The sequence below is a fragment of the Alistipes senegalensis JC50 genome, assembly GCF_025145645.1.
Lineage (GTDB): Bacteria > Bacteroidota > Bacteroidia > Bacteroidales > Rikenellaceae > Alistipes > Alistipes senegalensis.
The window spans coordinates 1,777,229-1,800,130 of record NZ_CP102252.1; the positions used below are offsets into that span (position 1 = coordinate 1,777,229).

Annotated in this window: 16 protein-coding genes; 9 read left to right on the top strand and 7 right to left on the bottom strand. The window is 60.5% G+C overall.

Annotated features, from left to right (window positions below; all coding sequences use genetic code 11):
• Nucleotides 1-248 precede the first annotated feature (248 nt).
• From NQ519_RS07000 to NQ519_RS07015, 4 genes are read left to right on the top strand one after another with little or no spacing between them, the layout of a single operon-like run.
• The gene (locus NQ519_RS07000) at nt 249-3,437 is read left to right on the top strand and encodes a SusC/RagA family TonB-linked outer membrane protein (RefSeq protein ID WP_026076756.1); all 3,189 of its coding nucleotides are present in this window, start codon (nt 249-251) and stop codon (nt 3,435-3,437) included.
• Nucleotides 3,438-3,449: 12 nt separating this feature from the next.
• Nucleotides 3,450-5,084: a RagB/SusD family nutrient uptake outer membrane protein gene (locus tag NQ519_RS07005; protein WP_019151881.1), complete on the top strand. Its 1,635-nt coding sequence runs from the start codon at nt 3,450-3,452 to the stop codon at nt 5,082-5,084.
• Between the two features lie 24 nt (nt 5,085-5,108).
• A complete protein-coding gene (locus NQ519_RS07010; RefSeq protein ID WP_026076755.1) occupies nt 5,109-5,936 on the top strand; it encodes an endonuclease/exonuclease/phosphatase family protein in 828 nt (275 codons plus the stop codon).
• 37 nt (nt 5,937-5,973) lie between these two features.
• Nucleotides 5,974-6,807: a hypothetical protein gene (locus NQ519_RS07015; protein WP_227900990.1), complete on the top strand. Its 834-nt coding sequence runs from the start codon at nt 5,974-5,976 to the stop codon at nt 6,805-6,807.
• 461 nt (nt 6,808-7,268) lie between these two features.
• Here the strand turns inward: NQ519_RS07015 and NQ519_RS07020 are convergent, their stop codons facing one another.
• The 4 genes from NQ519_RS07020 to NQ519_RS07035 all read right to left on the bottom strand — a co-directional run bounded on the left by NQ519_RS07020 (nt 7,269) and on the right by NQ519_RS07035 (nt 13,087).
• Nucleotides 7,269-9,263, bottom strand: a complete 1,995-nt coding sequence (locus tag NQ519_RS07020; protein WP_019151878.1) for a M13 family metallopeptidase — start codon at nt 9,261-9,263, stop codon at nt 7,269-7,271.
• Nucleotides 9,264-9,459: 196 nt separating this feature from the next.
• A complete protein-coding gene (locus NQ519_RS07025; protein WP_019151877.1) occupies nt 9,460-10,722 on the bottom strand; it encodes a phosphoglycerate kinase in 1,263 nt (420 codons plus the stop codon).
• A gap of 109 nt (nt 10,723-10,831) precedes the next feature.
• Nucleotides 10,832-12,154: an ABC transporter permease gene (locus tag NQ519_RS07030; protein ID WP_019151876.1), complete on the bottom strand. Its 1,323-nt coding sequence runs from the start codon at nt 12,152-12,154 to the stop codon at nt 10,832-10,834.
• Nucleotides 12,155-12,166: 12 nt separating this feature from the next.
• The gene (locus NQ519_RS07035) at nt 12,167-13,087 is read right to left on the bottom strand and encodes an ABC transporter ATP-binding protein (RefSeq protein WP_026076754.1); all 921 of its coding nucleotides are present in this window, start codon (nt 13,085-13,087) and stop codon (nt 12,167-12,169) included.
• Nucleotides 13,088-13,275: 188 nt separating this feature from the next.
• Here NQ519_RS07035 and NQ519_RS07040 point away from each other — a divergent pair, with 188 nt between their 5' ends.
• The 3 genes from NQ519_RS07040 (at nt 13,276) to NQ519_RS07050 (ending at nt 17,517) form a co-directional block, all read left to right on the top strand.
• Nucleotides 13,276-15,720 carry an ATP-binding protein gene (locus tag NQ519_RS07040; RefSeq protein WP_019151874.1) on the top strand — a complete coding sequence of 815 codons (2,445 nt, stop codon included), beginning with the start codon at nt 13,276-13,278 and terminating at the stop codon, nt 15,718-15,720.
• 4 nt (nt 15,721-15,724) lie between these two features.
• The gene (locus tag NQ519_RS07045; RefSeq protein WP_019151873.1) at nt 15,725-17,080 is read left to right on the top strand and encodes a sigma-54-dependent transcriptional regulator; all 1,356 of its coding nucleotides are present in this window, start codon (nt 15,725-15,727) and stop codon (nt 17,078-17,080) included.
• A gap of 227 nt (nt 17,081-17,307) precedes the next feature.
• A complete protein-coding gene (locus NQ519_RS07050) occupies nt 17,308-17,517 on the top strand; it encodes a hypothetical protein (RefSeq protein ID WP_227900989.1) in 210 nt (69 codons plus the stop codon).
• Nucleotides 17,518-17,696: 179 nt separating this feature from the next.
• Here NQ519_RS07050 and NQ519_RS07055 read toward each other — a convergent pair whose 3' ends face one another.
• The 3 genes from NQ519_RS07055 to NQ519_RS07065 form a co-directional block, all read right to left on the bottom strand.
• Nucleotides 17,697-19,211: a BACON domain-containing protein gene (locus tag NQ519_RS07055; RefSeq protein WP_019151871.1), complete on the bottom strand. Its 1,515-nt coding sequence runs from the start codon at nt 19,209-19,211 to the stop codon at nt 17,697-17,699.
• Nucleotides 19,212-19,362: 151 nt separating this feature from the next.
• A complete protein-coding gene (locus tag NQ519_RS07060) occupies nt 19,363-20,370 on the bottom strand; it encodes a GNAT family N-acetyltransferase (protein ID WP_019151870.1) in 1,008 nt (335 codons plus the stop codon).
• Nucleotides 20,371-20,398: 28 nt separating this feature from the next.
• Entirely contained in the window at nt 20,399-21,226 is an 828-nt protein-coding gene (locus NQ519_RS07065) for an acyltransferase (protein WP_019151869.1), read from the bottom strand.
• A gap of 93 nt (nt 21,227-21,319) precedes the next feature.
• Between NQ519_RS07065 and rsmH the strand changes: the two genes are divergently transcribed.
• Nucleotides 21,320-22,240 carry a 16S rRNA (cytosine(1402)-N(4))-methyltransferase RsmH gene (gene rsmH, locus NQ519_RS07070; RefSeq protein WP_019151868.1) on the top strand — a complete coding sequence of 307 codons (921 nt, stop codon included), beginning with the start codon at nt 21,320-21,322 and terminating at the stop codon, nt 22,238-22,240.
• A 146-nt stretch (nt 22,241-22,386) separates the two neighbouring features.
• Nucleotides 22,387-22,902, top strand: coding sequence for an FtsL-like putative cell division protein (locus NQ519_RS07075; protein ID WP_026076753.1), 516 nt, complete (start codon nt 22,387-22,389; stop codon nt 22,900-22,902).

Sequence of the window (22,902 nt, forward strand, 5' to 3'; positions counted from 1 at the left end):
GGAGCCCGTCTGAAAACCGGGGAGGACGAAAAGTCCTCCCCGGTTTTTCGTCCTCTCAATTGTGCGGAATGTGAGGACTTAAATACGTAAAATTCGCCCGTTCCGACTGTTAAGATGGATAATTTTGAATATTAAAAAAGTGAGAATATTACAAATGCGTTACGGTGTCGGGTATTTATTAAATAATTTAATAAATTATTCTCTGTCGCTGCTTACAACCAGATATCTTAATTATTAACCTTAACTTTATGGAAATGAATTTGACTTTTACGGGGAAGAGACGGAGGATCGTCCGTTTTCTTCTGATGAGCCTGCTGAGTTGCATGCTCATTCTTCCGGCCCAGGCTCAGGACCGTGTCACGGTTTCGGGCCGCCTGACCGATACCGGTCAAAATCCGCTTATCGGCGCTTCGGTCATAGAGCGCGGCACGACCAACGGTGTTACGACCGATGTGGACGGCCGCTACCAGATCTCCGTGGCGAAGAACGCCACGCTGGATTTCTCGTTCGTAGGCTATAAAACGCAGAGCGTTGCGGTGGCGAACCGCACGCAGATCGACGTTACGCTGGAGGAGGATGCCATGATGATCGGCGAGGTGGTCGCCATCGGTTACGGCTCCCAGCGCAAGGAGGACCTTTCGATGGCCGTTACGACGGTCAAGGTGGACGAGGGGGCGCGCAGCCGCGCCGCAGACCTCGGAACCCTGCTCCAGGGCCGCATGCCGGGCGTGACGATCCTGCAATCGGGCGGCGACCCGATGCGCAAGGCGTCGTTCTCCATCCGCGGACGCGGCTCGAAAGGCAACGATGACGATCCGACCTCGGGCGACGGCGTGCTGGTCGTCGTGGACGGCGTTCCCAACGCTCCCTACTCGGTCGAGGACGTAGAGACGGTGACGGTCCTGAAGGATGCGGCATCGGCGGCCATTTACGGTGCGTCGGTCGGATCGAGCGGCGTCATCCTGATCACCACCCGGAAGGCCGAGGCGGGCAAGATGCGCGTGAACGTGAATGCCGCGATCGGTGTCCAGAAGGCGATGAATCTGCCGAACATGCTCAATGCCCGGCAATACTGCGACGTATGGGCCAAGGCCGTCGGCAATTCGGTGAACGGATCGCTGCCCAATCTGGCCAATCCGGAGGTGTATGCCGGTGCGGACGTGACCCGTACCGACTGGCTCGACGAGATTTTCCGGACGGGCATGACGCAGCACTACGGCATCTCGCTCAGCGGCGGAACGGAGAAGATTTCGTCGATTCTTTCGGTGACCTACGACAAGAAGGAGGGTACGATCATGAATACCTGGAGCGAATCGCTGGGCGCAAAACTCCATACGGACCTCCGGCCGACCAAATGGCTGAAGGTTTCGGAGCATGTTTCGTTCGAATACCTGGACGGACAGGGCAAAGTCAACCGCTCCCACACCGGACCTATTCTGGGCGCCATGTGGTTCCCCTCGTCGGCTTCGGTGTATGATCGCGACGCCGAGGGCAACATCATCTACGACGACAAGGGCAAACCCAAATACGGCGGCATTGCTTCGTCGGCCGATATGGCGGCGGGCGTCACCGGCCCCAACGTCGTGAATCCCGTCGCCCAGCTCGAAACGATGCACAGCCGCGCTCCGGAGATGCGGTTCTTCTCGACGACCTCGTTCGAGGTGAAGCCCGTGCGGGGACTGACCCTCAAATCGGATTTCACGGCCGATCTCGACGTTCTCGAAACGGATGCCTTCCAGCCGGTCATCGACGTTCCGGGCGGCTCCACCACGACGCTCCGCGAGCAGGAGCACACCCGCACGTTCCACTATCTGTGGGAGACGACGGCCACCTATGCCGAGGTCTTCGGCAAGCACCACATCTCGGCCATGGCGGGCTTTACGACCGACTACAAAAAACTGCGCCTGTACGACTTCCGGACGCAGAACTATCCCAGCGACACGTGGGACAAATACCAGAACCTCTGGCAGAACGGATCGTGGTACCGCGACCCGACGGAGAACTACTACGAGTATGCCATGGTGTCGTTCCTCGCCCGTCTGGGCTATTCGTTCGACGACCGTTATTTCCTGACGGCCAGCATTCGCCGCGACGCCTCGTCGAAGCTGCCCTCCTCGAAGAACTACGACTGGTTCCCGGCCGTTTCCGGGGCCTGGAAACTCTCCTCGGAGAAGTTCTTCGCCAATTCGTCGCTCGCCGGTGTCTTCGATCTGATCAAGATCCGCGCCGGCTGGGGTATGGTGGGTAACGTGGACCTCTACCCGAACACCTCTTCGGTCGATGTGCCGCTCTCCATCTATCCCGACGGTTCGCTCATCGGCGGCAACACCGTCTACGGAAGCTATTACGACACCATCGCCAATCCCGGCGCCACGTGGGAGACGACCGTGCAGACCAGCGCCGGTATCGACCTGACGCTTCTGAAAAACACGCTGGACATCTCCGTCGATTATTACGACAAGGAGACGCGCGACCTGGTGGACTACGTGCCTACGCCCCCGCAGATGGGCGTCACCACCTCGCCGATGGGCAATATGGGCCGTGTGACCAACAAAGGCTGGGAGTTCTCGGTGGCCTATCGCAATACGGCGGCGCAGGGCAAGCTCAATTATAGCGTCTGGGGCAACTTCTCGACCAACAAGAGCAACGTGGAAGAGTACGGTTCGCAGCCGCTCGTGCGACACGAAAATCCCAACATCAACAGCCAGTCGATTCTCTATTCGGGCGTCGGACATCCGTGGTACTCCTACTACATCTATCGCACCGACGGCATCTTCCGTTCGCAGGAGGAGATCGACCGCTACGTCAGCAAGAACGCCGAGACGGGCGAGGTCATGCAGGTGCAGCCCAACGCCAAGGTGGGCGACCTGAAGTTCATCGACACGAACGGCGACGGTGTCATCACGGACGCCGACAAGGTGCTGACGGGCTGCTATACGCCCAAGCAGACCTTCTCGTTCGGGGCTTCGCTGGATTGGAAAGGCTTCGACTTCAGCTTCATGTTCCAGGGCGTTGCCGGCAACTACATCTACAACGGTACCAAGCAGATGGGCATGAACGGTCATGGAGGCGATTTCGGCAATCTGATCGAGGACGTTTTCGATACGTGGGACTTCAATCCTTCGGGCAGCAAATATCCGCGTCTGGGCCTTGCCGAAGACAATAACGGCAACTACACCAAATTCTCGGATGCCTTCCTCGAAAAGGGCGACTACCTGCGTTTGAAGAATATCACCCTGGGCTATACGCTGCCCAAGCACATCGCCCGCCATATCGGTCTGACGAACGGTTCGCTGCGCGTCTATGTCAGCATCGACAACGTTGCGACGATCACCGGTTATTCGGGCATCGACCCCGAGGTGGGCAACTACGGTCTCGATGCCGGCATCTATCCGTCGTCGCGTTTCTTCAACTTCGGTGTAAACCTCAACTTCTAAACTTTAAGGACCATGAAAAAAATCATATTCAGCATTTGCCTGGTCGTCGGCGTTCTCGCCATGTCGGGGTGTGCCGATTTCCTCGAGCGGGAATCCTACGGTAAAGACGAGACCTGGAAGACGCAGGAGGACGTTATGCAGGCCATATACGGGCTCTACCATTTCGTCTCGCCCTATTGGAGCGAGGAGATCTGCGGCCGCGGCCACATGTGGCTGGAGTGTGCCAGCGACAACATTCTGATCGGCCGCGACCGTGCGTCGGTGGATGAAATCCGCGAATTCCGCATGTCCCCTTCGAACAGCAACGACGTGTCGCGCGTCTGGGAGGTGATGTACCAGAACGTGGCCAAGGCCAACAACATCATCAAACTCGTCCCCGACATGAACCTCGACGGGTCGTTCAAGAACCAGGCGTTGGGAACGGCGCTCTTCTTCCGCGGATTCTCGATGCTGTGGATGGTGCCCTACTACGGCGACGACACCAACGGCGGCATTCCGATCATCACGGACAAGACGCCGACCGCCGAAATCGACTCTCCGCGTCCGTCGCACGTGCTTCAGAACTACGACCAGATCATCGAGGATTTCCGCGCGGCCGGCGAGATCCTGCCTTACTATTCGCAACTTCCGGCAGATCAGATCGGTCTTCCGCACAAGGCTGCGGCCTGGGCCTATGCCGCCCGTGCGGCGCTTTACGCCTCGATGTACGATGCGAAGTACTACGATGTCGTGATCGAGATGTGCGACAAGGTGATGAACATGACCGGGGCCGACAAGCGGTCGCTTTACGTCGATTCGTCGGACAAGTCCAAGTCGTTCGCCAACCTCTGGCGCAAGGAGCAGAACCACTCTTCGGAGTACATCTTCTCCCTGGAGGGCAGCAATACCAACGGCGCCCGTTATCACGGCGTATCGTTCGTCAATGCCGGCTGGGGCCTTTACAATACGTGGGGTTATTATACGCCGAGTCTGGAGCTTTACAAAGCCTTCGAGGAGGGCGATACGCGCCGCGATGCGACGATCCTCTCGCCGGGCCAGCACATTCAGTTCATGGGACAGGATATTCTTTTCGCCGGCTATTCGCCCGACGGTTCCGTCTCGTCGATATCCAGCAGAACCACGGCTCACATCTCTGCGGGAATGGTCCTGCGCAAGTTCATGTCTCCGTGGGAGACGGGCAGTTACAGCGAGGTTTCCAACCTGCGCGACAAGCTCTGGAATTCGCTCAACTGCTGCCTGATGCGTTATGCCGACGTGATGCTGATGAAGGCCGAGGCGCTGATCTGGACCAAGGGCGAAGGCGACGGCGAGGCCAAGGAGCTGCTCAACGACATCCGCGAGCGTGCCGGTCTGCCCCGCAACAGCCAGGCCACCAAGGCCCAGTTGCAGAACGAGCGCCGCTGTGAACTCGCTTTCGAATTCCAGCCCAGCCGTTTCGTGGACGTGATCCGCTGGGGGCTGGCTCCGACGCTGCTTACGACGCCGCTGCACAGTGTCATTTCGAAGGGGCAGGACGGTCAGATCGTCACCGAAGAGGTCGAAGTCTATCCGGCCCGGACGTACAATCCCACCTACAACAAGGTGTTCCCCATTCCGGAGCGGGCATTCACCGGTACGGAGAACCTGACACAGAACAAAGGGTATTAACCGACGCAAATTCGATATAAGCATATGAAAATTTATAGATATATATTGGGAGCGCTCCTGCTGTCGGGGCTGGCTCTCCCGCTGACGAATGTACGGGCGCAGGATGTTCAGCTCAAATGCCTGGAGTGGAATGTCAAGGCCCTGGAGTTCTACAACAACAGCAACGTGAGCAAGGACATCAGCCGCTTCGTTACCCTGATTCGGGAACAGCAGGCGGAAATCATCTTCTTCAACGAGTTCGAGACCCTCTCCGGTGCGATGTTCCTCAAGGAGAAGGCGAACGAGTTCGCCAAAGAGCTCGGGATGTACTCGTTCTTCATCCACTCCTACAATAAGAGAGGCAACGACGGCTACTACGGCAATGTGATTCTGTCGAAATATCCGATCGTGAATACGGGCCGCGTGCTGCTCGGCATGTATGAGGGCGCCGACCAGCGTTCGGCGGGCTGGGCCGATGTGCTGGTTCCGACCGATTCGCATCCCGAGGGCGTGAAGGTGCGCATCGTCTGCACCCACCTCGATGCTTTCGGCGGCAACGTGACCTGCCTCGAACAGGCCAAGGAGGTGCTCGAGTATGCCATACAGCCGGCCGTGGACGAAGGCATTCCCGTACTGCTGGCGGGCGATATGAACTGCGGCGTTTCGTCCTCTGCGATTGCGGAATATGTGAAATCGGGAGACCGGCTCTGCAACAACGACGGGACTTACGAACGGAGCAGCAAACTCGATTATCTGATCGGCTTCCCGAAGCAGAAATGGACCTGCTCGGACTATCAGGTGGTCCGCTCCACCGAGGCGGACGCGCTTTCCGACCACAGCCCCATTACCGGCACGGCGGTGCTGAAAAATTAGATCTGTTGACTCGAAGTAAATCAAAGCGATGAAAAACATGAAAACATACATTTCGATTTTCCTGTCCTTTGCGATGGCGGCTCCGCTCCTTACGGGCTGCGACAACGGGCTGGACGAATATCCTTCGGACGCTCCGATTCCGGCTCCGTCGGATAAGTTTACGACCGACGTGCAATTCGTCTCTTCGCTGAGCGACGCTTCGCTCGGAACGGGCTATGTCGATTACCTGAATGCGCTCGACGACAAAAATACGTGGATGACGATTATCGACCGCGTGGACGACGGCAATCAGGCTGCCGTTATGAAAGCCGCATGGGATACAGAGCGCTGGATGACTTTCGCCTTTAACAAAATGGCCAATAAGAAGGCGGAGGGCAGTATGCTCTATTTGGGTCCCTGGGGGACGCTGAACACCTATATCACCGGTGCGACCGGGGTTCCTTCGGGCAGCGGCTGTTATGTGACCGAGGTGAAGACCCTGCTGGCCGGCGTTCGTTCCGACAAGGACGAAGACGGTGTGGTGACCGCTACGAAGGACGTGTCGTTCGATGTCAGCTTCCTGACGGCGCGTTTCGAGACGGCGGATCAGATCGCGGCCTTCGGCGGCAGGAACGGCATACTGCGTTCGTGCTATGACCGGACCATGTCGCTGCTGATGATCGGAACTGTCAGGAACGATCTTTTCGCACAGCTGGAGTCGGCCGCAAAGTCGGCTGCCGGAAGCTATGACTTCAAAGTCATCAATGTGGCCGCCGGATCGCAATATACGATCTTTATGTTGACGGAGGAGCGTTTCTGGGGCCTCAACGGCGTCGAAGCGAAGTCGTTGTCCAACGGCGTCTCGGCTTACGATATCAGCGTTATGTGGTAATCGGCTTCGAGGGGCGCGGCCATTGTGCCCAGCCTCTCGGTTCCGGTGTTGGAATGAAAAAGAGGATGTCTAACTTCAAGTTAGACATCCTCTTTTTGTTTCGCCGGGCGCGGAACCGGCCCGGAAGCCCGATGACCCGGCATCGCCCTCTAAATCCCGCCTCTTGGGCGGGCGGTGGCGCAGTATAGGGGCAGAGCCTCACCGGCTTTCCGTTGCCCCCTAAACCCGTCTTTTAGGCGGAGCGTGGAACTGGCTCGGAAGCCCGATGACCCGGCATCGCCCTCTGAATCCCGCCTCTTGGGCGGGTGGTGGCGCAGTATAGGGTCAGAGCCTCACTGGCTTTCCGTTGCCCCCTAAAACCCGCCTCTTAGGCGGGCTCTTAGGCGGGCGGGGCGCAGTATAGGGTCGGAGCCTTACCGATTCTCCGTTGCCCCCCCCCTAAATCCGGCTTCTTAAGCCGGTTACCAGATGATTACTCGTTCTTCCTCGGGCATGAACATCGCGCCGTCGGTGATCGAGAATGCGTCGTAGAAGTCTTGCAGGTTGCGCAGCGAGGCGTTCACGCGCCATTTGCCCAGCGAGTGTACGTCGAGCTTCGTCAGACGGGCGATCTCCTCGTCACGGATGTTCTGGGCCCACAGCGTGGCATACCCCAGATAGAACCGTTGTTCGGGGGTGAATCCGTCGATCGGGGCGGGTTCCTCCTTGCCTTCGAGCGAGTTGCGGTAAGCCGTGTGAGCTACGCGCAGACCGCCCTGATCGGCGATGTTCTCGCCCAGACAGAGGGCGCCGTTGGCGAAAACCGCAGGTTGGTCACCCTTGGCCGGAAGCACTTCGATCGCGTCGAATTGCTTGACCAGAATCTCCGTCTTGGCCTTGAATGCGGCGGCATCGGCATCGGTCCACCAGTTGTTCATGTTGCCGTCCTTGTCGAAATTGCGGCCCTGATCGTCGAATCCGTGGGTCATCTCGTGGCCGATCACCACGCCGATGGCTCCGTAGTTCACGGCATCGTCGGCATCGGGATTGTAGAACGGCGGTTGCAGAATGGCGGCCGGGAAGCAGATTTCGTTGGTCGTGGGGCTGTAATAGGCGTTGACCGTCTGCGGGGTCATGTGCCATTCGTCCTTGTCCACGGGTTTGCCCAGCTCGGCGATGTTGTCGGCTGTGTACCACTTGTTGGCCTCGACGATGTTCTCCCAGTAGCTCTTCGAGGGGTCGATCGCAAGCGTCGTGTAATCCTTCCACTTGTCGGGGTAGCCGATCTTCACGGTGAAGGCCGCGAGTTTCTCCTGCGCCTTGGCCTTCGTGGCGTCGGACATCCAGTCGAGCCCGGCGATGTGCTGCGAAAGCGCCGTTTGCAGATTCCTGACCATCTCCAGCATGCGGGCCTTGTCCTTTTCGGGGAAGTACTTGGCCACGTACATCTCGCCGACGGCTTCGCCGAGGGTGCTGTTGGGCACCGACATCGCACGCTTCCAGCGGGGTTTCTGCTCCTGCTTGCCCGACATGGCGCGTCCGTAGAAGTCGAACGAGGCGTCGATGAAGTCGTCGCTCAGGTAGCCGGCTGCCGCGTCGATGTACTGGGCGGCCAGGTAGTAGCGGATGTCGTCCAGCGGGGCGTTCTTCATCAGTTCGTTGGCGTTGGCCAGCGCCGAAGGGGTCGTCACGATGATCCGTTCGAAATCGCCGATGCCCATCGTCTTGTAGTACTTGGCCCAGTCGATGGCGTCGTAAGTCTTTTCGAAATCGGCCTTGGACGTGGGGTTGTACATGGCGGGGATGTTGCGCAGTTCGACGCTCGACCAGTTCTTCTCGGCGAGCTTCGTCTCGACCGACATCACGCCGGCGACGGCCTTCTCGATGTCGGCCTCCGGAACGCCTGCCAGCCGGAAGATCTTGTCCAGATACTCCTTGTAGGCGGTGCGGATCGACTCGTTTTCGGCGTCGAGGTAGTAGTCGCGGTCACCCATCATCAGCTCGGGCTGCGAAGCGTAGAGGGCGTTGATGTCGCTGTTCATCAGGTCGGACTGCACGCCTATGCCGAAGAACGGATTGGCGATCGAGGTGTGGAGCCTGGCGATGGCGGCGGTCAGCTGCGAGCGGTCGCCGATGGCAAGAATCTCTTCCACGGCGGCCTTGATCGGCGCGGCGCCTTCGGCGTTCAGACGCACCGAGTCGAGGCCCATCTTGTAGAGGTCGGAGATCTTCTGCTCGACGGTGCCCGGGGCGGCCGTCGTCTTGGCCATCTCGGCGAAGAGCTCGTTGATGCGCGTCTCGTTGTTGTCGCGCAGGATGTCGAACGATCCGTAGCGCGCGTATTCGGGTTTCAGGGGGGTGTTTTTCTGCCAGCCGCCCGTGGCGTACTCGTAGAAATCGGCGTTGGGGGCTATCGAAAGGTCGAAGTTGGCCATGTCGATCGCCGGGGTCTTGGGGGTATTCTGGCAGGCTGTCATACAGGCTATCGTTGCTGCGAAAAGAACGTTTTCGATAAGCCGAGAGCAGTGCCGCGCTTGCGCAGGCAATGCCGAGGCGAGAAAAGGTGCGTGAAAACGAATGATTTTTTTCATATTGTTCGGGTTTTTAAGGAACGGGGACCTCCGGACAAACCGGAAGCCCCCGTTCGGATCGTTGTTTCGCGGGATGTCCGGTCTATTCGCGGATAGCCGCAACGCCGGGGAGGTCGCCGAACTCGATGTATTCGAGCAGCGCGCCGCCGCCCGTCGAGATGTACGATACCTGGTCGGCCAGACCGAACTTGTTGATGCAGGCCACCGAGTCGCCGCCGCCGATGAGCGAGTAGGCGCCCTTCTTGGTGGCCTCGGCGATGGCCAGCGCCACCTCTTTCGAGCCGGTTGCGAACTTGTCGATTTCGAACACGCCCACGGGACCGTTCCAGAGGATGGTCTTGCAGCTCAGGATGTGGTCGCGGAAGAGCTTCTTGCCCTTCGAACCGATGTCCAGACCCTCCCAGCCGTCGGGAATGTCGTTGGCCGGGGCCTCCTTGGTGTTGGCATCCTCCGAGAATGCGTCGGCGACCAGCGCGTCGGGCGACATCACCAGTTCGACGCCCTTCTTCTTGGCCAGTTCGAGGATTTCGAGCGCTACGGGGAACATGTCGGGCTCGCAGATCGAGTCGCCGACCTTGCCGCCCTGTGCGGCTGCGAAGGTGTAGGTCATGCCGCCGCCGATGACGATCGAATCGACCTTCTCGATCAGGGCCTTGATGACGCCGATCTTCGACGACACCTTCGAACCGCCGATGATGGCGCAGAACGGATGCGCCGGAGCCTCCATCAGCGAGGAGATGGCCTTCACCTCCTTCTCCATCAGGTAGCCGAACATCTTGTCGTTGGGGAACTTCTTGGCGATCAGGTAGGTCGAGGCGTGCTTGCGGTGGGCCGTGCCGAATGCGTCGTTGATGTAGCAGTCGGCGTACGAAGCGAGCTTCTGGACGAACTCCTTCTGCGGACCCTCTTTCAGGGCCTTCTTGGCGGCGTCCTTCTCCTCCTTGGTGGCGTCCTCGGCCAGGCCGCGGGGCTTGCCCTCCTCCTCGGCGTAGAAACGCAGGTTTTCCAGCAGCATGACCTGTCCGGGCTTGAGGGCCTTGGCCATTTCGGCGGCCTTCTCGCCGATGCAGTCGCCGGCGAACTCGACCTTCACGCCGAGGTTCTTCTCGACGGCGGGAACGATCTGTTCGAGCGAATATTTGGGATCGGGATTCTTCTTGGGGCGTCCCATGTGCGACATCAGGATCACCGAGCCGCCGCCGGCGAGCACCTTCTTGACGGTGGGCATGGCGGCGCGGATGCGCGTGTCGTCGGTCACTTCGCCCTTCTCGTTGAGGGGCACGTTGAAATCCACGCGGATGATCGCGCGTTTGCCTTTGAAATCGTAGTTGTCGATCGAGATCATAGCTGTTTGATTTTTAAGTATTTTGTTGAAATGATTTTCGGTAAGTCCTAATTCGGGACAAATTTATGAAAATTTTCAGTAAATCTGTTATTTCGCTAACGGAAAAAACTCAATACTTATACCGAATCCATTTGAACAGCTCTTTGAGCGACGGTTTTTTGCCGTACATGAAGATGCCCACGCGGTAGATCTTCGATGCGACCCACACCATGCCCACGAATGATCCGTAGAGCAGCACGAGCGAGAGGACGATCTCCCACAGCGGGATGTCGTAGGGGATGCGGGCCATCATGACGATCGGCGAGGTGAAGGGGATGATCGAGAACCAGAAGGCCATCTGCGAGTTGGGGTCGCGGATCACGACGAACATCATCAGCAGGGCCAGGATGATCGGCAGCGTGATGGGCATCTGCAACTGCGAGGCGTCCTGCACGTTGTCCACGGCCGAACCCACGGCGGCGAACATCGCCGAGTAGAGCAGATAGCCGCCGAAGACGAACAGCAGCAGGCTGACGAAGATCTTGACGATATAGCCCAGGTCGGTCATGGCGGCCACGGCCTGGAGCATCTCGGGATTCATGTCGGTCATCGCGGCTGCGTCGGGCATGCCCTGCTGCATGGCCTGGGCGCCCGCCATGACCTCTTCGGGCATCAGGTGGGGCATTACGAGGGCTCCGACGCCGACGATCAGCACGCCCCAGATCAGCACCTGCACGACGGCCACCGAGGCCACGCCGAGGATTTTGCCCATCATCAGGTCGAAGGGGCGGACCGACGAAACCATCACCTCCAGCACGCGGTTGTTCTTCTCCTCGATCACCGACTGCATGACCATCGCGCCGTAGATCAGCAGGAACATGTAGAGGATGAATCCCAGGACATACCCCAGGCCCGTGGCCACGGCCGACGACTGCGCCTGGGCGTCCTCCTCCTGCGACTTGTCGTTGCGGAAGGTCTGCATGACGACCTTGGTTTCGACCTGTTCGAGAATCTGCGAGAGGTTTTCGATGTTGTAGGCTTTGAGTTTCTCGGTTTCGAGGATGCGCTCGATCTGCCCCGTGATGTTGCTTTCGAGGGCGAGCGACGACGACGAATTGGCGTAGAGCCGGACGTTGTTGGAGTTTTCCAGAATGTCGCCGCCGATCCAGAGCACGCCGAATTTTTCGGTCAGCTCCCTGCGGGCCTCTTCGGTCGGGAGTTCCGTGGTCTCGAAGCGGATCTCCTCGTCGCTTTCGAGCTTCGGGGCTATCAGGCCGCTTTCGTCGATGACGGCGATGACCTTCTCGTCGCCCCGCGAAAACTGCATGATGAGCGCCGGGGCGGCCATCAGGGCGATCATCAGCACGGGCATCAGCAGCGTGGTGATGATAAAGGATTTTTTGCGTACGCGTTCGTTGAACTCGCGCTGGATGATGATGGATATGTTGGACATGGCTTTTCCGTTTTAGAGTTTGCCGTTGACGGCTCTTATGAAAATGTCGTTCATCGAGGGGATGATCTCGCGGAACGAACGCAGTTCGACGGCTTCGTTGACGGCGGAGATCACCCCGCGCACCTCGGAGTCGTCGTTGACGTGGAGTTTGAGCATGCGGTAGACCGACTCCTCCTGCGTTCCGTCGAGAATCTCGCAGCGCCCGGCGACGGCCTGTCGCAGGACGGCTTCGTCGCCCCGGTAGGCCACCTCGAAGATGTTCGACCCGTGGCGGCGGCGGATGTCATCGACCTTGCCCGAGAGGATGTTGCGCGATTTGTTGATGAGCGTGATGTGGTCGCAGATCTCCTCCACGGAGGACATGTTGTGCGTCGAGAAGATCACCGTGGCGCCCTTGTCGCGCAGCCCCAGAATCTCCTCTTTCAGCAGGTTGGCGTTGATGGGGTCGAAGCCCGAAAAGGGCTCGTCGAAGATCAGCAGCTTGGGTTCGTGGAGCACCGTGACGATGAACTGCACCTTCTGGGCCATGCCCTTCGAGAGCTCCTCGACCTTCTTGTCCCACCACTCCTGAATGCCGAATTTGACGAACCACTCCTTCAGCCGCACGACGGCTTCGCGGCGCGAAAGACCTTTGAGGCGTGCGAAGAAGACGGCCTGTTCGCCGACCTTCATTTTCTTGTAAAGCCCGCGCTCCTCGGGGAGATAGCCGATGCGGTAGACATCTTCCGGGGCGATCTCGCGGTCGCCGAACAGCACGCGGCCCGAATCGGGTGCCGTGATGCGGTTGATGATGCGGATCAGGGTCGTTTTGCCCGCTCCGTTGGGGCCCAGAAGCCCGTAGACCGAGCCTCGGGGGATGGCGAGCGATACGTCGTCGAGCGCCGTGTGCGAGGCATAGCGTTTGGTGACGTGTTCTGCTGTGAGTAAATCCATAGTCGCGGAATGTTTGTTTTTCGGATCGTTCCGGCGACAAATATAGAAACAAATTTTGAATATCAAAAAATATTTATCGTTTTTCGATAAATCGTCGTGCCCGGGTGTCCTGCGCAATCCCCGGGATGCGGTTCGGTGGGGGTTGGGCGGGTTTGGCGTTGCGCGCTCCTTTCATTATCTTTGACGCTGTGAAGGAGTCGAAATTCGTCAAAACGAAGATGGTCGCGGGCTACGTCCTGCTGATCGCGGTCTGTGTGCTCGCGGTGGGCTATGTCTACCGGGTGGTGGTCCGTTTTTCGGCTCCCGACAGCAGCTACGTACAGTTGCAGACCAAGCACAGCGCCGTCAGCCGGACCCTTTACCATCTCTATCAGGCCGAAAGTTACGGGCAGCTGATGATCGCCGGCTACCAGTCCTACGAGGCGCGTTACAAACGCGAACTGCGCACCGTGAGGGCCTGCATCGACTCGCTGCGCTCGCTGACGGGCGACCGGGATTCGTTGCAGACGATGCGTCTGGACAGCATCACGCGTCTGCTCGCCGACAAGGAACGGCGCACGATGAGCCTGCGCCGCACGATCCGCGCCGGTTCCACGGCCAAACTGCTCGACAAGAACATCCGCGACCTGATCGGTCCCCAGCAGGGGATCGTGGCCGACACGACGCCGTTCCGCCGCATCGTGAGGCAGGACACGACGGCCGTGCCGCGCTCCCGGCGGCGTTTTCTGCAACGGCTGGGCGATTTGTTCAGTCCTCCGAAGGAGGATTCGAGCGTGGTGATCTCCCGCCGCGAACTGGTGGCCCCCGCGGTGCCCGCCGGGTCGGTGAAAGATACCATTACGCTGGTGCTGAGGGCCTTGCAGGATAGCGTCACGAGCAACCGCCTGGGCATTTACGACCGGGCGTGGCAGGAGGGACTGCGGCTGAGTTACAGCAACGAACTGGTCAACACGAAGATATACCGCCTGATCATGGACTTCGAGGCCGAGGATACGGAGTTCCTGATGCGGCGCATAGAGCGCACGGAGGCTTTCCGCCGCAGGTCGTCGCGTGTGTTGGGAGGCGTGACCGTCGGGGCCGTGGTGCTCGTGCTGTTGTTCGTCGGGATATTGTGGCGCGACATCAGCCGCAGCAACCGCTACCGCCGGGAGCTGGAGCAGGCCAACCGCGACAAGGAAGCCCTGCTGGCCGCCCGCGAGAAGCTGATGCTGGCCATCACGCACGACATCAAGGCCCCGTTAGGGTCGGTGATGGGCTATATCGACCTGCTGTCGCGGCTGACCGACGACAAGCGGCAGGAACTTTACCTGCACAATATGAAGGACTCCTCCGAACACCTGCTGGCGCTGGTCAACAGCCTGCTGGACTTCTACCGGCTGGACATCAACAAGATCGAGGTGGCCCGGGTGGCTTTCAGTCCCGCGCAGCTGTTCGAGACGATCCGGGCGGGATTTGCCGCCGCGGCCGCGGCCAAAGGGCTGGAACTGCGTCTGGAAACCGGTCCGGACGCCGCGCGGACGGTGACGGGAGACGCTTTTCACATCCGGCAGATCGCCGACAATCTGGTTTCCAACGCTTTGAAATTCACCAACAAGGGCTCCGTGACGCTTCGCGCCGACGTTCGGCAGGGGCGGCTGGTCTTCTCGGTCCGCGATACGGGCCGCGGCATCGGCCGCGAGGAGAAGGAGCGGATTTTCGGGGAGTTCGTGCGCCTGAGTTCGGCGCAGGGCGTCGATGGGTTCGGACTGGGGCTGTCGATCGTCGATCGCCTCGTGAAGCTGCTCGAAGGGACCATTTCGCTCGAAAGCCGTCTCGGCGAGGGGAGCAAATTCATCGTGTCGGTGCCCGTCGGGGAGGCCGGGCCCGCGGCGGTGCAGGAGGTCCGGGAGCCGGAGCCTCCGCAGCCGGGACTGCGGGTGCTGCTGATCGACGACGATCCGTTGCAGCTGGAGATGACCGCCGCGATGTGCCGCCGGGCGGGGATCGCCGCCGAGTGCTGCCAGTATCCCGAATACGCCGCCAAACTGGTCGCCGACGGCCGCTTCGATCTGGTGCTGACCGACATACAGATGCCCTCGGCCGACGGATTCAGCGTGCTGAAAGCCGTGCACGGGGTCGATCCCGCGCTGCGCGTGGTCGCCGTGTCGGCCCGCGGGGAGCTGGACGCCGCGGATTTCACGGCCCGCGGATTCTCCGGATGTCTCCGCAAACCGTTCGCATACGGCGAACTGCTCGCCGTGGTCCGTGCGGCCTGCGGCGGGGCGGTTCCGGCGGCGGAAGAACCTGGGGTCCCGGCGGCGGAGGGGGTGGATTTCGGCCCCCTGACGGCCTATGCGGGCGACGATACCGGTGCGGCGCGGAGTATTCTGGCCTCCTTCGCCGAACAGACTGCGGCCAATGCCCGGGAGTTCGAAAAGGCGGTCGGAAGCGGCGATGCGACAGCGGTAAGGGCCCTATCGCACAAGATGCTGCCGATCTTCACGATGCTCGGTGCGGCGGAAGTCGCCGACATCCTGCGCCGGGCCGAGAACCGCGAGGGGCCCCTGACCGACGCGCTGTGCGGTGAATTGCGCGCGGCGGTCGAAAAAATCCGCGCGATTGTCGCGGAAGCCGAAAAAACGGTAACTTTGTAGCGTTATGGAAGAGCGTATTCTGATCGTAGACGACGACATCACCTTTGCCCTGATGCTGCGCACATGGCTTTCGAAACGCGGTTTCGGGGTCGAGACCGCCTCATCGGCGGCGGCGGCCCGCACGGCCCTCGGCGCCGGTGGATTCTCGCTGGTGCTGAGCGACATGCGTCTGCCCGACGAGGACGGAATCGCCCTACTGCAATGGATGGCCGGGGCGGGCGTGACGGCGCCGGTGATCGTGATGACGAGTTACGCCGAGATACAGAACGCCGTGCGGTGCATGAAACTCGGCGCCCGCGACTACGTGGCCAAGCCGGTGAATCCCGACGAACTGCTGAAAAAGATCCGCGAGGCGCTGGACGCTCCGGAGGCGCAGGCCCCGGCGGCCAAACCGGCTCCGCGTGCGGCGAAAGGGGTTTCGGCCGCGGCGCTCAACTACATCGAGGGGCGCAGCGACGCCGCGCGGCAGCTGTACGAACACATCCGGCTGGTGGCCCCGACCAATATGTCGGTGCTGGTGAACGGCGAGAGCGGCACGGGCAAGGAGCACGTGGCGCAGCTGATCCACCGGGAGAGCAAACGGGCCGGAAAGCCCTTCGTGGCGGTCGATTGCGGGGCCGTTCCCCGCGAGCTGGCGGCATCGGAGTTCTTCGGGCACGTCAAGGGGTCGTTCACCGGGGCCCTCGCCGACAAGACCGGCGCTTTCGAGGCGGCCGACGGCGGCACGCTCTTTCTCGACGAGGTGGGCAACCTCACCTATGAAACGCAGGTGCAGCTGCTGCGCGCCTTGCAGGAACGGCGCATCCGCCCCGTGGGCAGCAACCGGGAGATTCCCGTCGATATTCGTCTCGTGGCCGCGACCAACGAGGATCTCGAAGCGGCCATTGCGCGCGGGACGTTCCGCGCCGACCTCTACCACCGCATCAACTCCTTCACGCTGCGCATGCCCTGCCTGCGGCAGATGCGCGAGGACATACCGCTCTACGCCGATTTCTTCCTCGACCAGGCCAACCGCGAACTGGACAAACGGATCGTGGGATTCGACCCGGCGGCCGCGGCGGCCCTCGCCGCCTATGATTGGCCGGGCAATCTGCGCCAGCTGCGGAACACGGTGCTTTCGGCGACGCTGCTCGCCGCGGGCGAGTACATCACCTGCCGGGACCTTCCCGGCGAGATCACGGGCGTGTCGGCGGCGGAATCCGCGGCGGTGCCCCATCCCCTGCGCGACCGGGCCTCGGAGGAGGAGCAGATCCGCCGGGCACTCGCGGCGGCGGGCGGCAACAAGTCGCAGGCGGCCAAACTGCTCGGCATCGACCGCAAGACGCTCTACAACAAACTGCATCTCTACGGCATCGAATAGCGCCGTTCCACACTCCGGATGTGGAATAATTCCACACTCCCGGCCCCGGCTCCACACTTTTTCCACATCCGCCGAATTTTCGGCGCGCCGCATCGTCCGTTGAAAGACAATGCGTTGCATCTCATCTGTCCGTATGGCATACGGCTTGAACTTCCGGAAAGCAGAAACGGTGAGGAAACGAACCGCAGAACTGAGAAAATGAAGTTTAACCACTAATTCTTAAAGCTATGAAAAAGACAGTTGTAATGATGGCCGCGATGATGCTGATGGCCGGCGGCATGGCGTTCGCTCAGCAGCCCGAACAGCCCGAAGCTCCGAAGCAGGAGAACCCCGCACCCGAGCAGAAGCCCGATGAGAAGTCGGAACCGACGGAAAAGAGCGAGCCCGAGAAGACGGAGAAAACCGAAGCTCCGACCTGCGGCGTGTTCGTTCGATAACCGTTCGTCCGGAATCATTTAGTTAAACGATTGTTTGCCTGGTACCCTGCCTTCGGGCGGGGTATTTTTATGGGCGGCGGGGTGCTTGTCGTGTCCGTTCTGTTGTGCCGCACCCCATATCCGACGAACGGCGCCCTCCGACTGTCGGAAAGCGCCGTTCGTTCGTCCGCGACCGTGCGTCACGGCTGCATCCACTCCACGTTCGGGGCGTCGCTGAAGAGGAGGTTCAGCGGCCGGGGGAGGCTCGCGGCGTCGGCCGCGAAGAGGAATCCCACCTTGTCGAGCGGCACGGAGAGGAATGTCGTCGAGGGATAGCCGCCGATGAGGTTCACCTCGTCGAGCAGCGACCAGACGAAGATCTCGAACGGCATCTGTCCCGGCAGGAGCGTCAGCCCCGGGAACCGCTCTTCGTAGTCGGACGACGAACCGTCGGCCGGATGGGGTTTGAAGAATACGTCGTATTCGGCGCCGTACTGCTCCATGATGCGCTGTACGTAGGCGGCCTGCTGTCGGCGGCTCTCGTCGGTGGTGTGGCTCGTGCCGAGGATGATGAGGTTTCCTTTCGGCGAGGCGTCGAACAGGGCCTTGAACCGGTCGTAGTCGAAATTGGCCATGCGGTAGAACTCCTTCTTGGCCTCTTCCGGGAGGGCCGTCAGCAGTTCGTAGGGCTGGACGCTCTCCATCTTCATCTCGGCGAGTTTCTGCGTCATAAAGGGCCCCGACGACTCCATCAGGGAGGCGTTTTGGAGCATCAGCCGGTAATTGGGGCGCGTCGAGAGATAGGCGATCCATTCGTCGGAGACGAGGTCCTGCGGGGCGCGGGTTTCGGGATAACGGCCGCCGTGGTTCCAGTCGAGGGCCTCGACCCGGGCGGCGTAGTCGTTCCAGTTCTGCTCGGCCGTGGCCGGATCGCCGAAGAAGGTGTGGAAATTGTTGTAGGTGCCCGTGCCGTCGGAGAGCATCGTCACCTTCACGCGCGCCGAGTCGATGCCCTGCCCGACGAACCAGTCGTAGCCCGCGCGGCAGGCCAGGTCGGTGACGTAGAGCCCGAATACGGCCGTGGGGTCCTCGGCGTTGATCTCCAGAATGCGGCGTTTCATCTGCTCGTTTATTGCGTAAATCTCCTCGGTGGTGGCTCCGGCATCGGGATTTGCGGCGGTGAAGACCGTGGCGTAGTCCGGGAACAACTCCGGATCGTAGGTCTGGGGACGCTCGTAGAAGAAATAGCTCGGTTTGTCGTGCGAGAGCAGGTGCAGACCCGCATAGAGGGCCGGCATCGTGCCGTATGCGGCGTAGAAATAGTAGTCCGGGGCGTCGAATCCCGTGTCCCGGGCGCTCTGCGAGAGGGTGAAGGCGGTGGTCTCCCCGTTGCAGTCGAAGAGCAGCAGCGCGCTGCGGGCAGGGCCCGGATTCGCGGCGAAGGTCACGTCGATTTCGGAATATCCTTCGGGCCCCTCGTTTGCCGAGAGGGTCACCCAGTCAGGGTCATTCCCCCCCCCGAAATTCCCTGACGATACGATGACGCTCCAGGGAGCCGGTGCGTTCACCGTGATCTTGCCGCTGCGGGCGAGGTAGTCGAGCGAAAGGAATTCGGCGCCGTCGTTGATGCGGACCTCCGAAGTTTGGTCGTCGGAACAGGCCCACGCTCCCGCCAGGAGGGCGAACGCCGTGAAAAGGCGAAATAGTCGTTTCATACCAAGAGATGTTTTTGGGTTTTCAGTGTTTTCCGCTAAATGTGTCCATCCGGCGATTACTGCATTGCGGGTGCAAAATTCGGGCCGATCGGACCATTTTTGTGGAAGAAATGACTATCAGGAGACCTTGTGCCGAAAAAAAGCGGAGCGCTCAGGCGTTCCGCTTTTTCTTCATCCGTTCGAGGTGTTCGCGCAGGTGTTCGCTGAACTCCTCGCGGCGGTGTTTGAGGTTGGCCCTCCACCCCAGCCAGCGGGTGTAGCGCAGGCGTTTTTCGGGATAGATGTCCCGGATCGTGACCAGGATGCCCGTCTCCTCCACATCGCCGAAATCGGGGTTCGACACCGTGTCGAAGACCCGCATCGTGGGCGAGAGATTCATGTAGGCGTTGATCAGCGGCGGGATATTCTCGTTGAATTCGCGGATCTTCTGGATCAGGATGCGGTAGTTCTCCATGTAGGTCGCGCCGCAGAACAGCTCCTCGTAGTAGGGGTCGTCGAGGTCGAGCTCGATCGGGCGGATGCCCTCCACCAACTTGTCGCGGTCGGGGAAATAGCGGCGCAGGAACCAGATCAGCGCGTTGCGCGCCACCGACTTGTAGTTGGTGTACATCGTGACCTTCCCGAAGAGGTATTTGGCTTTGGGGTTCAGCACGATCAGCGCCCCGAGCCCGTCCCAGAGGTTGTCCAGCGCGTAGATGCTCTTGGCATTGCCGCGGGCCTGGTAGGCGGGCTGCACGAACGAACGCCCCAGTTCGATGGTCCGGGGGAGGAATTTGCGGCGGAAGCGCTCGCTGAAACGGAAATAATGTTCGGTCGAGAGATGGCGGGGATTGGGCGTGGTGCAGACGATGAAGCGGTAGCCGCCGACGATCTCCTGGGCCGCGGGGTCCCAGACGATCAGCTGGTAGTAGCCGTCGCGGGCGAGGTCCTCCGCGTCGATGTCCACCTCCTGACCCGTGCCGCCGCCTGCGCCGCGGAAGGCGATTTCGCGCAGACGCCCCACCTCGCGCATCAGCGCGGGACATTCGGCGGCCGAGAAGATGTAGATCTCGTTCCCGGCCTTGTTCGTGTCGCGCATTTTGCGGGCGGGTGTCAGCTCCGCGAGCAGCGACTCCCGGTCGAGGGGTTCTATAATGGGTGCCATCTCTTTCTGTTCCATAGACGGGGCAAAAATATCAATTTTACCGCTACTTTGCCGGGGGATCGAGTCTGTTTTTCAAAAAATACGCTTTTTTGCGTACTTCTTCCGTCTGTTCGTGCAACGATCCGTAGCGTTGCAGGTCGGCCACGGGGATCGGGTCGCCGACGACGATGCGGAAGTGCTTGCCCTTCTGCGAGAACATCTCGTCGGGAAGCCACAGCATCTCGATGTTGAATTTGATTCCCAGCGCCTTGCGTATCCGGTAGACGCGGTAGAAGAATTTCGACAGCTCGCCTTCGACGAAGACCGGGACGATCTGCCGCTGTGAGGCGTAGGCTTTTTTCAGGAAGCTGATCTTCCACACGGGGTCGGTCACCTCGCCGTCGATGCAGCGCGAGCAGAGGCCCGCGGGGAAGGTCAGGATCGGCCGCTCGCCGAAGAACTCCTCGTCGAACTTACGGGCGTAGGCCGTGCTCTGCGAACCGTGCTTGTTCACCGGAATCCACAGCGGCCGCAGCGGTTCGAGGTGCATCAGCAGGTCGTTGACCACCACCCTCGCGTCGCCGAAGCGGTCGATCAGCTTGTCGGCCAGCATCATGCCGTCCATGCCTCCGAACGGGTGGTTCGAGGCGAATATGTAGCGTCCTCTGGGATCGAGTTTTTCGAGCCCCTCGATCGAATAGGTGACCTGCCATTCGCGGAAACAGGCGCGGATGAACTCCTGCGGCGGCAGGTTCCAGTAGTGTTCGAGGATGTGGTTTATCTCCTTTTCGTGAATGGTGCGGCGCAGCCAGCTTATGGCCGGGCGCGGAATCCAGCGGGCCAGTCGTGGAGCCTTCTTCCTGAGTATGGCGCCGATGTCGATTTTTGGCATGGAGTATTCACAAAATTATATCCACAAATATAGGTATTCTTTTTTGAAAAATCCCTAACTTTACACCCAAATAGACCTTTGCAAACAACCGTTATGTCGCAATATCATACTCCCGTGCTGCTGGAAGAGTCTGTGGCTCTGCTCGGTATTGATCCCGCGGGCACCTACGCCGACCTCACTTTCGGCGGAGGCGGCCATTCGCGCCGCATCCTCGCCGGACTGGGTCCCGAAGGGCGTCTTTACGGCTTCGATCAGGACCGCGATACGCTGGCCAACTGTCCCGACGACGCGCGGTTCCACTATGTGGAGAGCAATTTCCGCTTCCTGCGCGGCGCGTTGAGGCTGCGCGGCGTAAGGGAGGTGGACGGCATTCTGGCCGACCTGGGGGTCTCGTCGCACCATTTCGACGCCCTCGAACGGGGCTTTTCGTTCCGCGGCGAGGCGCCGCTCGACATGCGCATGAACCAGCGGGGACGACTGACGGCGGCGGACGTCGTGAACAACTATACCGCGGAGGAGCTGACCCGCATTCTGGGCGACTGGGGCGAGATCGAAACCCCGTGGAAGGTCGCCAACTGTCTGGCGAAGGCCCGGGCCGCGGAGCCCGTGACCACCACGGCGCAGCTGGTCGCGGCGGTGAAGCCCTGCACCCCCCGGAAGGACGAATCCAAATTCCTGACCAAGCTCTTTCAGGCGCTCCGCATCGAGGTCAACGGCGAGATGGAGGCGCTGAAAATGGCGCTGGAGCAGAGCCTCAAGGTGCTGAAACCCGGCGGGCGGCTGGTGGTGATCTCCTACCATTCGCTCGAAGACCGGCTGGTGAAGAATTTCATGCGCAGCGGCAACTTCTCGGGCACGGTCGAAAAGGATTTTTTCGGTCGTCCGCAGGTGCCGTTCGAGCCGGTCACGCGCAAGGCCGTGACCCCTTCGGCCGAGGAGCTCGGCCGCAACCCCCGTTCCCGCTCGGCGAAACTCCGGGCGGCGGAGAAACTTTCGGAAAGGCCGAAAGTTTAATTAAAAATTAAGAATGAAAAATGGGAAGACAACGTGCCATTTGTTTGCTGCGAGACGGAGGTTTGAGACAAACCGGGCCGTTGTTTGGCTCTGTATCCCGAAGGAAAATTCTTAATTCTTAATTTTTCATTTTTAATTCTGCAAAGATGTACCGCGACCACGAATTCGACCCCGTGACCCCCGAGGAGCAGGCCCGCCGCGAGCAGGACGAGGAGTTCGCGCGCCGCGTGCGCCGCGAGGTGCTGCGCATGGAGCGCGGCGAGGCGGAGGAGGACATCCGTGCCGACGAGGAGCGCGAGGCCGAGGAGCGTGCCGAAGCCGAGGAGCGCGAGCGGCGGGAGAGCCGCCGCAGGGCGAGCACCTTCTGGCAGTTGTTTTCGGGTTCGATCCTCGTGCGCGAGGGCGTTTCGAAATACTATCCCTACATGCTGACCATCGCGGGGATGTTCTTCCTGAGCATCGTGGTGATGTTCTGGTCGCTGCACCTCGACATGCGCTACACGCGCCTCGAACGCGACGTGCAGAAGCTCCGCGAACGCTCGATCCGCATGCAGGAGCAGCGTTACCAGCGCACGACCCATTCGGCCATCGTGCGCCAGCTGGAGGCGCGGGGCATCGAACTTTACGACCCGCTCGTTCCGGGCGAGATCATTGACGACTGA

Coding starts and splice junctions, on each gene's coding strand:
- NQ519_RS07000 (WP_026076756.1), top strand. CDS start 249: ATGGAAATGAATTTGACTTTTACGGGGAAGAGACGGAGGATCGTCCGT.
- NQ519_RS07005 (WP_019151881.1), top strand. CDS start 3,450: ATGAAAAAAATCATATTCAGCATTTGCCTGGTCGTCGGCGTTCTCGCC.
- NQ519_RS07010 (WP_026076755.1), top strand. CDS start 5,109: ATGAAAATTTATAGATATATATTGGGAGCGCTCCTGCTGTCGGGGCTG.
- NQ519_RS07015 (WP_227900990.1), top strand. CDS start 5,974: ATGAAAACATACATTTCGATTTTCCTGTCCTTTGCGATGGCGGCTCCG.
- NQ519_RS07020 (WP_019151878.1), bottom strand. CDS start 9,263: ATGACAGCCTGCCAGAATACCCCCAAGACCCCGGCGATCGACATGGCC.
- NQ519_RS07025 (WP_019151877.1), bottom strand. CDS start 10,722: ATGATCTCGATCGACAACTACGATTTCAAAGGCAAACGCGCGATCATC.
- NQ519_RS07030 (WP_019151876.1), bottom strand. CDS start 12,154: ATGTCCAACATATCCATCATCATCCAGCGCGAGTTCAACGAACGCGTA.
- NQ519_RS07035 (WP_026076754.1), bottom strand. CDS start 13,087: ATGGATTTACTCACAGCAGAACACGTCACCAAACGCTATGCCTCGCAC.
- NQ519_RS07045 (WP_019151873.1), top strand. CDS start 15,725: ATGGAAGAGCGTATTCTGATCGTAGACGACGACATCACCTTTGCCCTG.
- NQ519_RS07050 (WP_227900989.1), top strand. CDS start 17,308: ATGAAAAAGACAGTTGTAATGATGGCCGCGATGATGCTGATGGCCGGC.
- NQ519_RS07055 (WP_019151871.1), bottom strand. CDS start 19,211: ATGAAACGACTATTTCGCCTTTTCACGGCGTTCGCCCTCCTGGCGGGA.
- NQ519_RS07060 (WP_019151870.1), bottom strand. CDS start 20,370: ATGGAACAGAAAGAGATGGCACCCATTATAGAACCCCTCGACCGGGAG.
- NQ519_RS07065 (WP_019151869.1), bottom strand. CDS start 21,226: ATGCCAAAAATCGACATCGGCGCCATACTCAGGAAGAAGGCTCCACGA.
- rsmH (WP_019151868.1), top strand. CDS start 21,320: ATGTCGCAATATCATACTCCCGTGCTGCTGGAAGAGTCTGTGGCTCTG.
- NQ519_RS07075 (WP_026076753.1), top strand. CDS start 22,387: ATGTACCGCGACCACGAATTCGACCCCGTGACCCCCGAGGAGCAGGCC.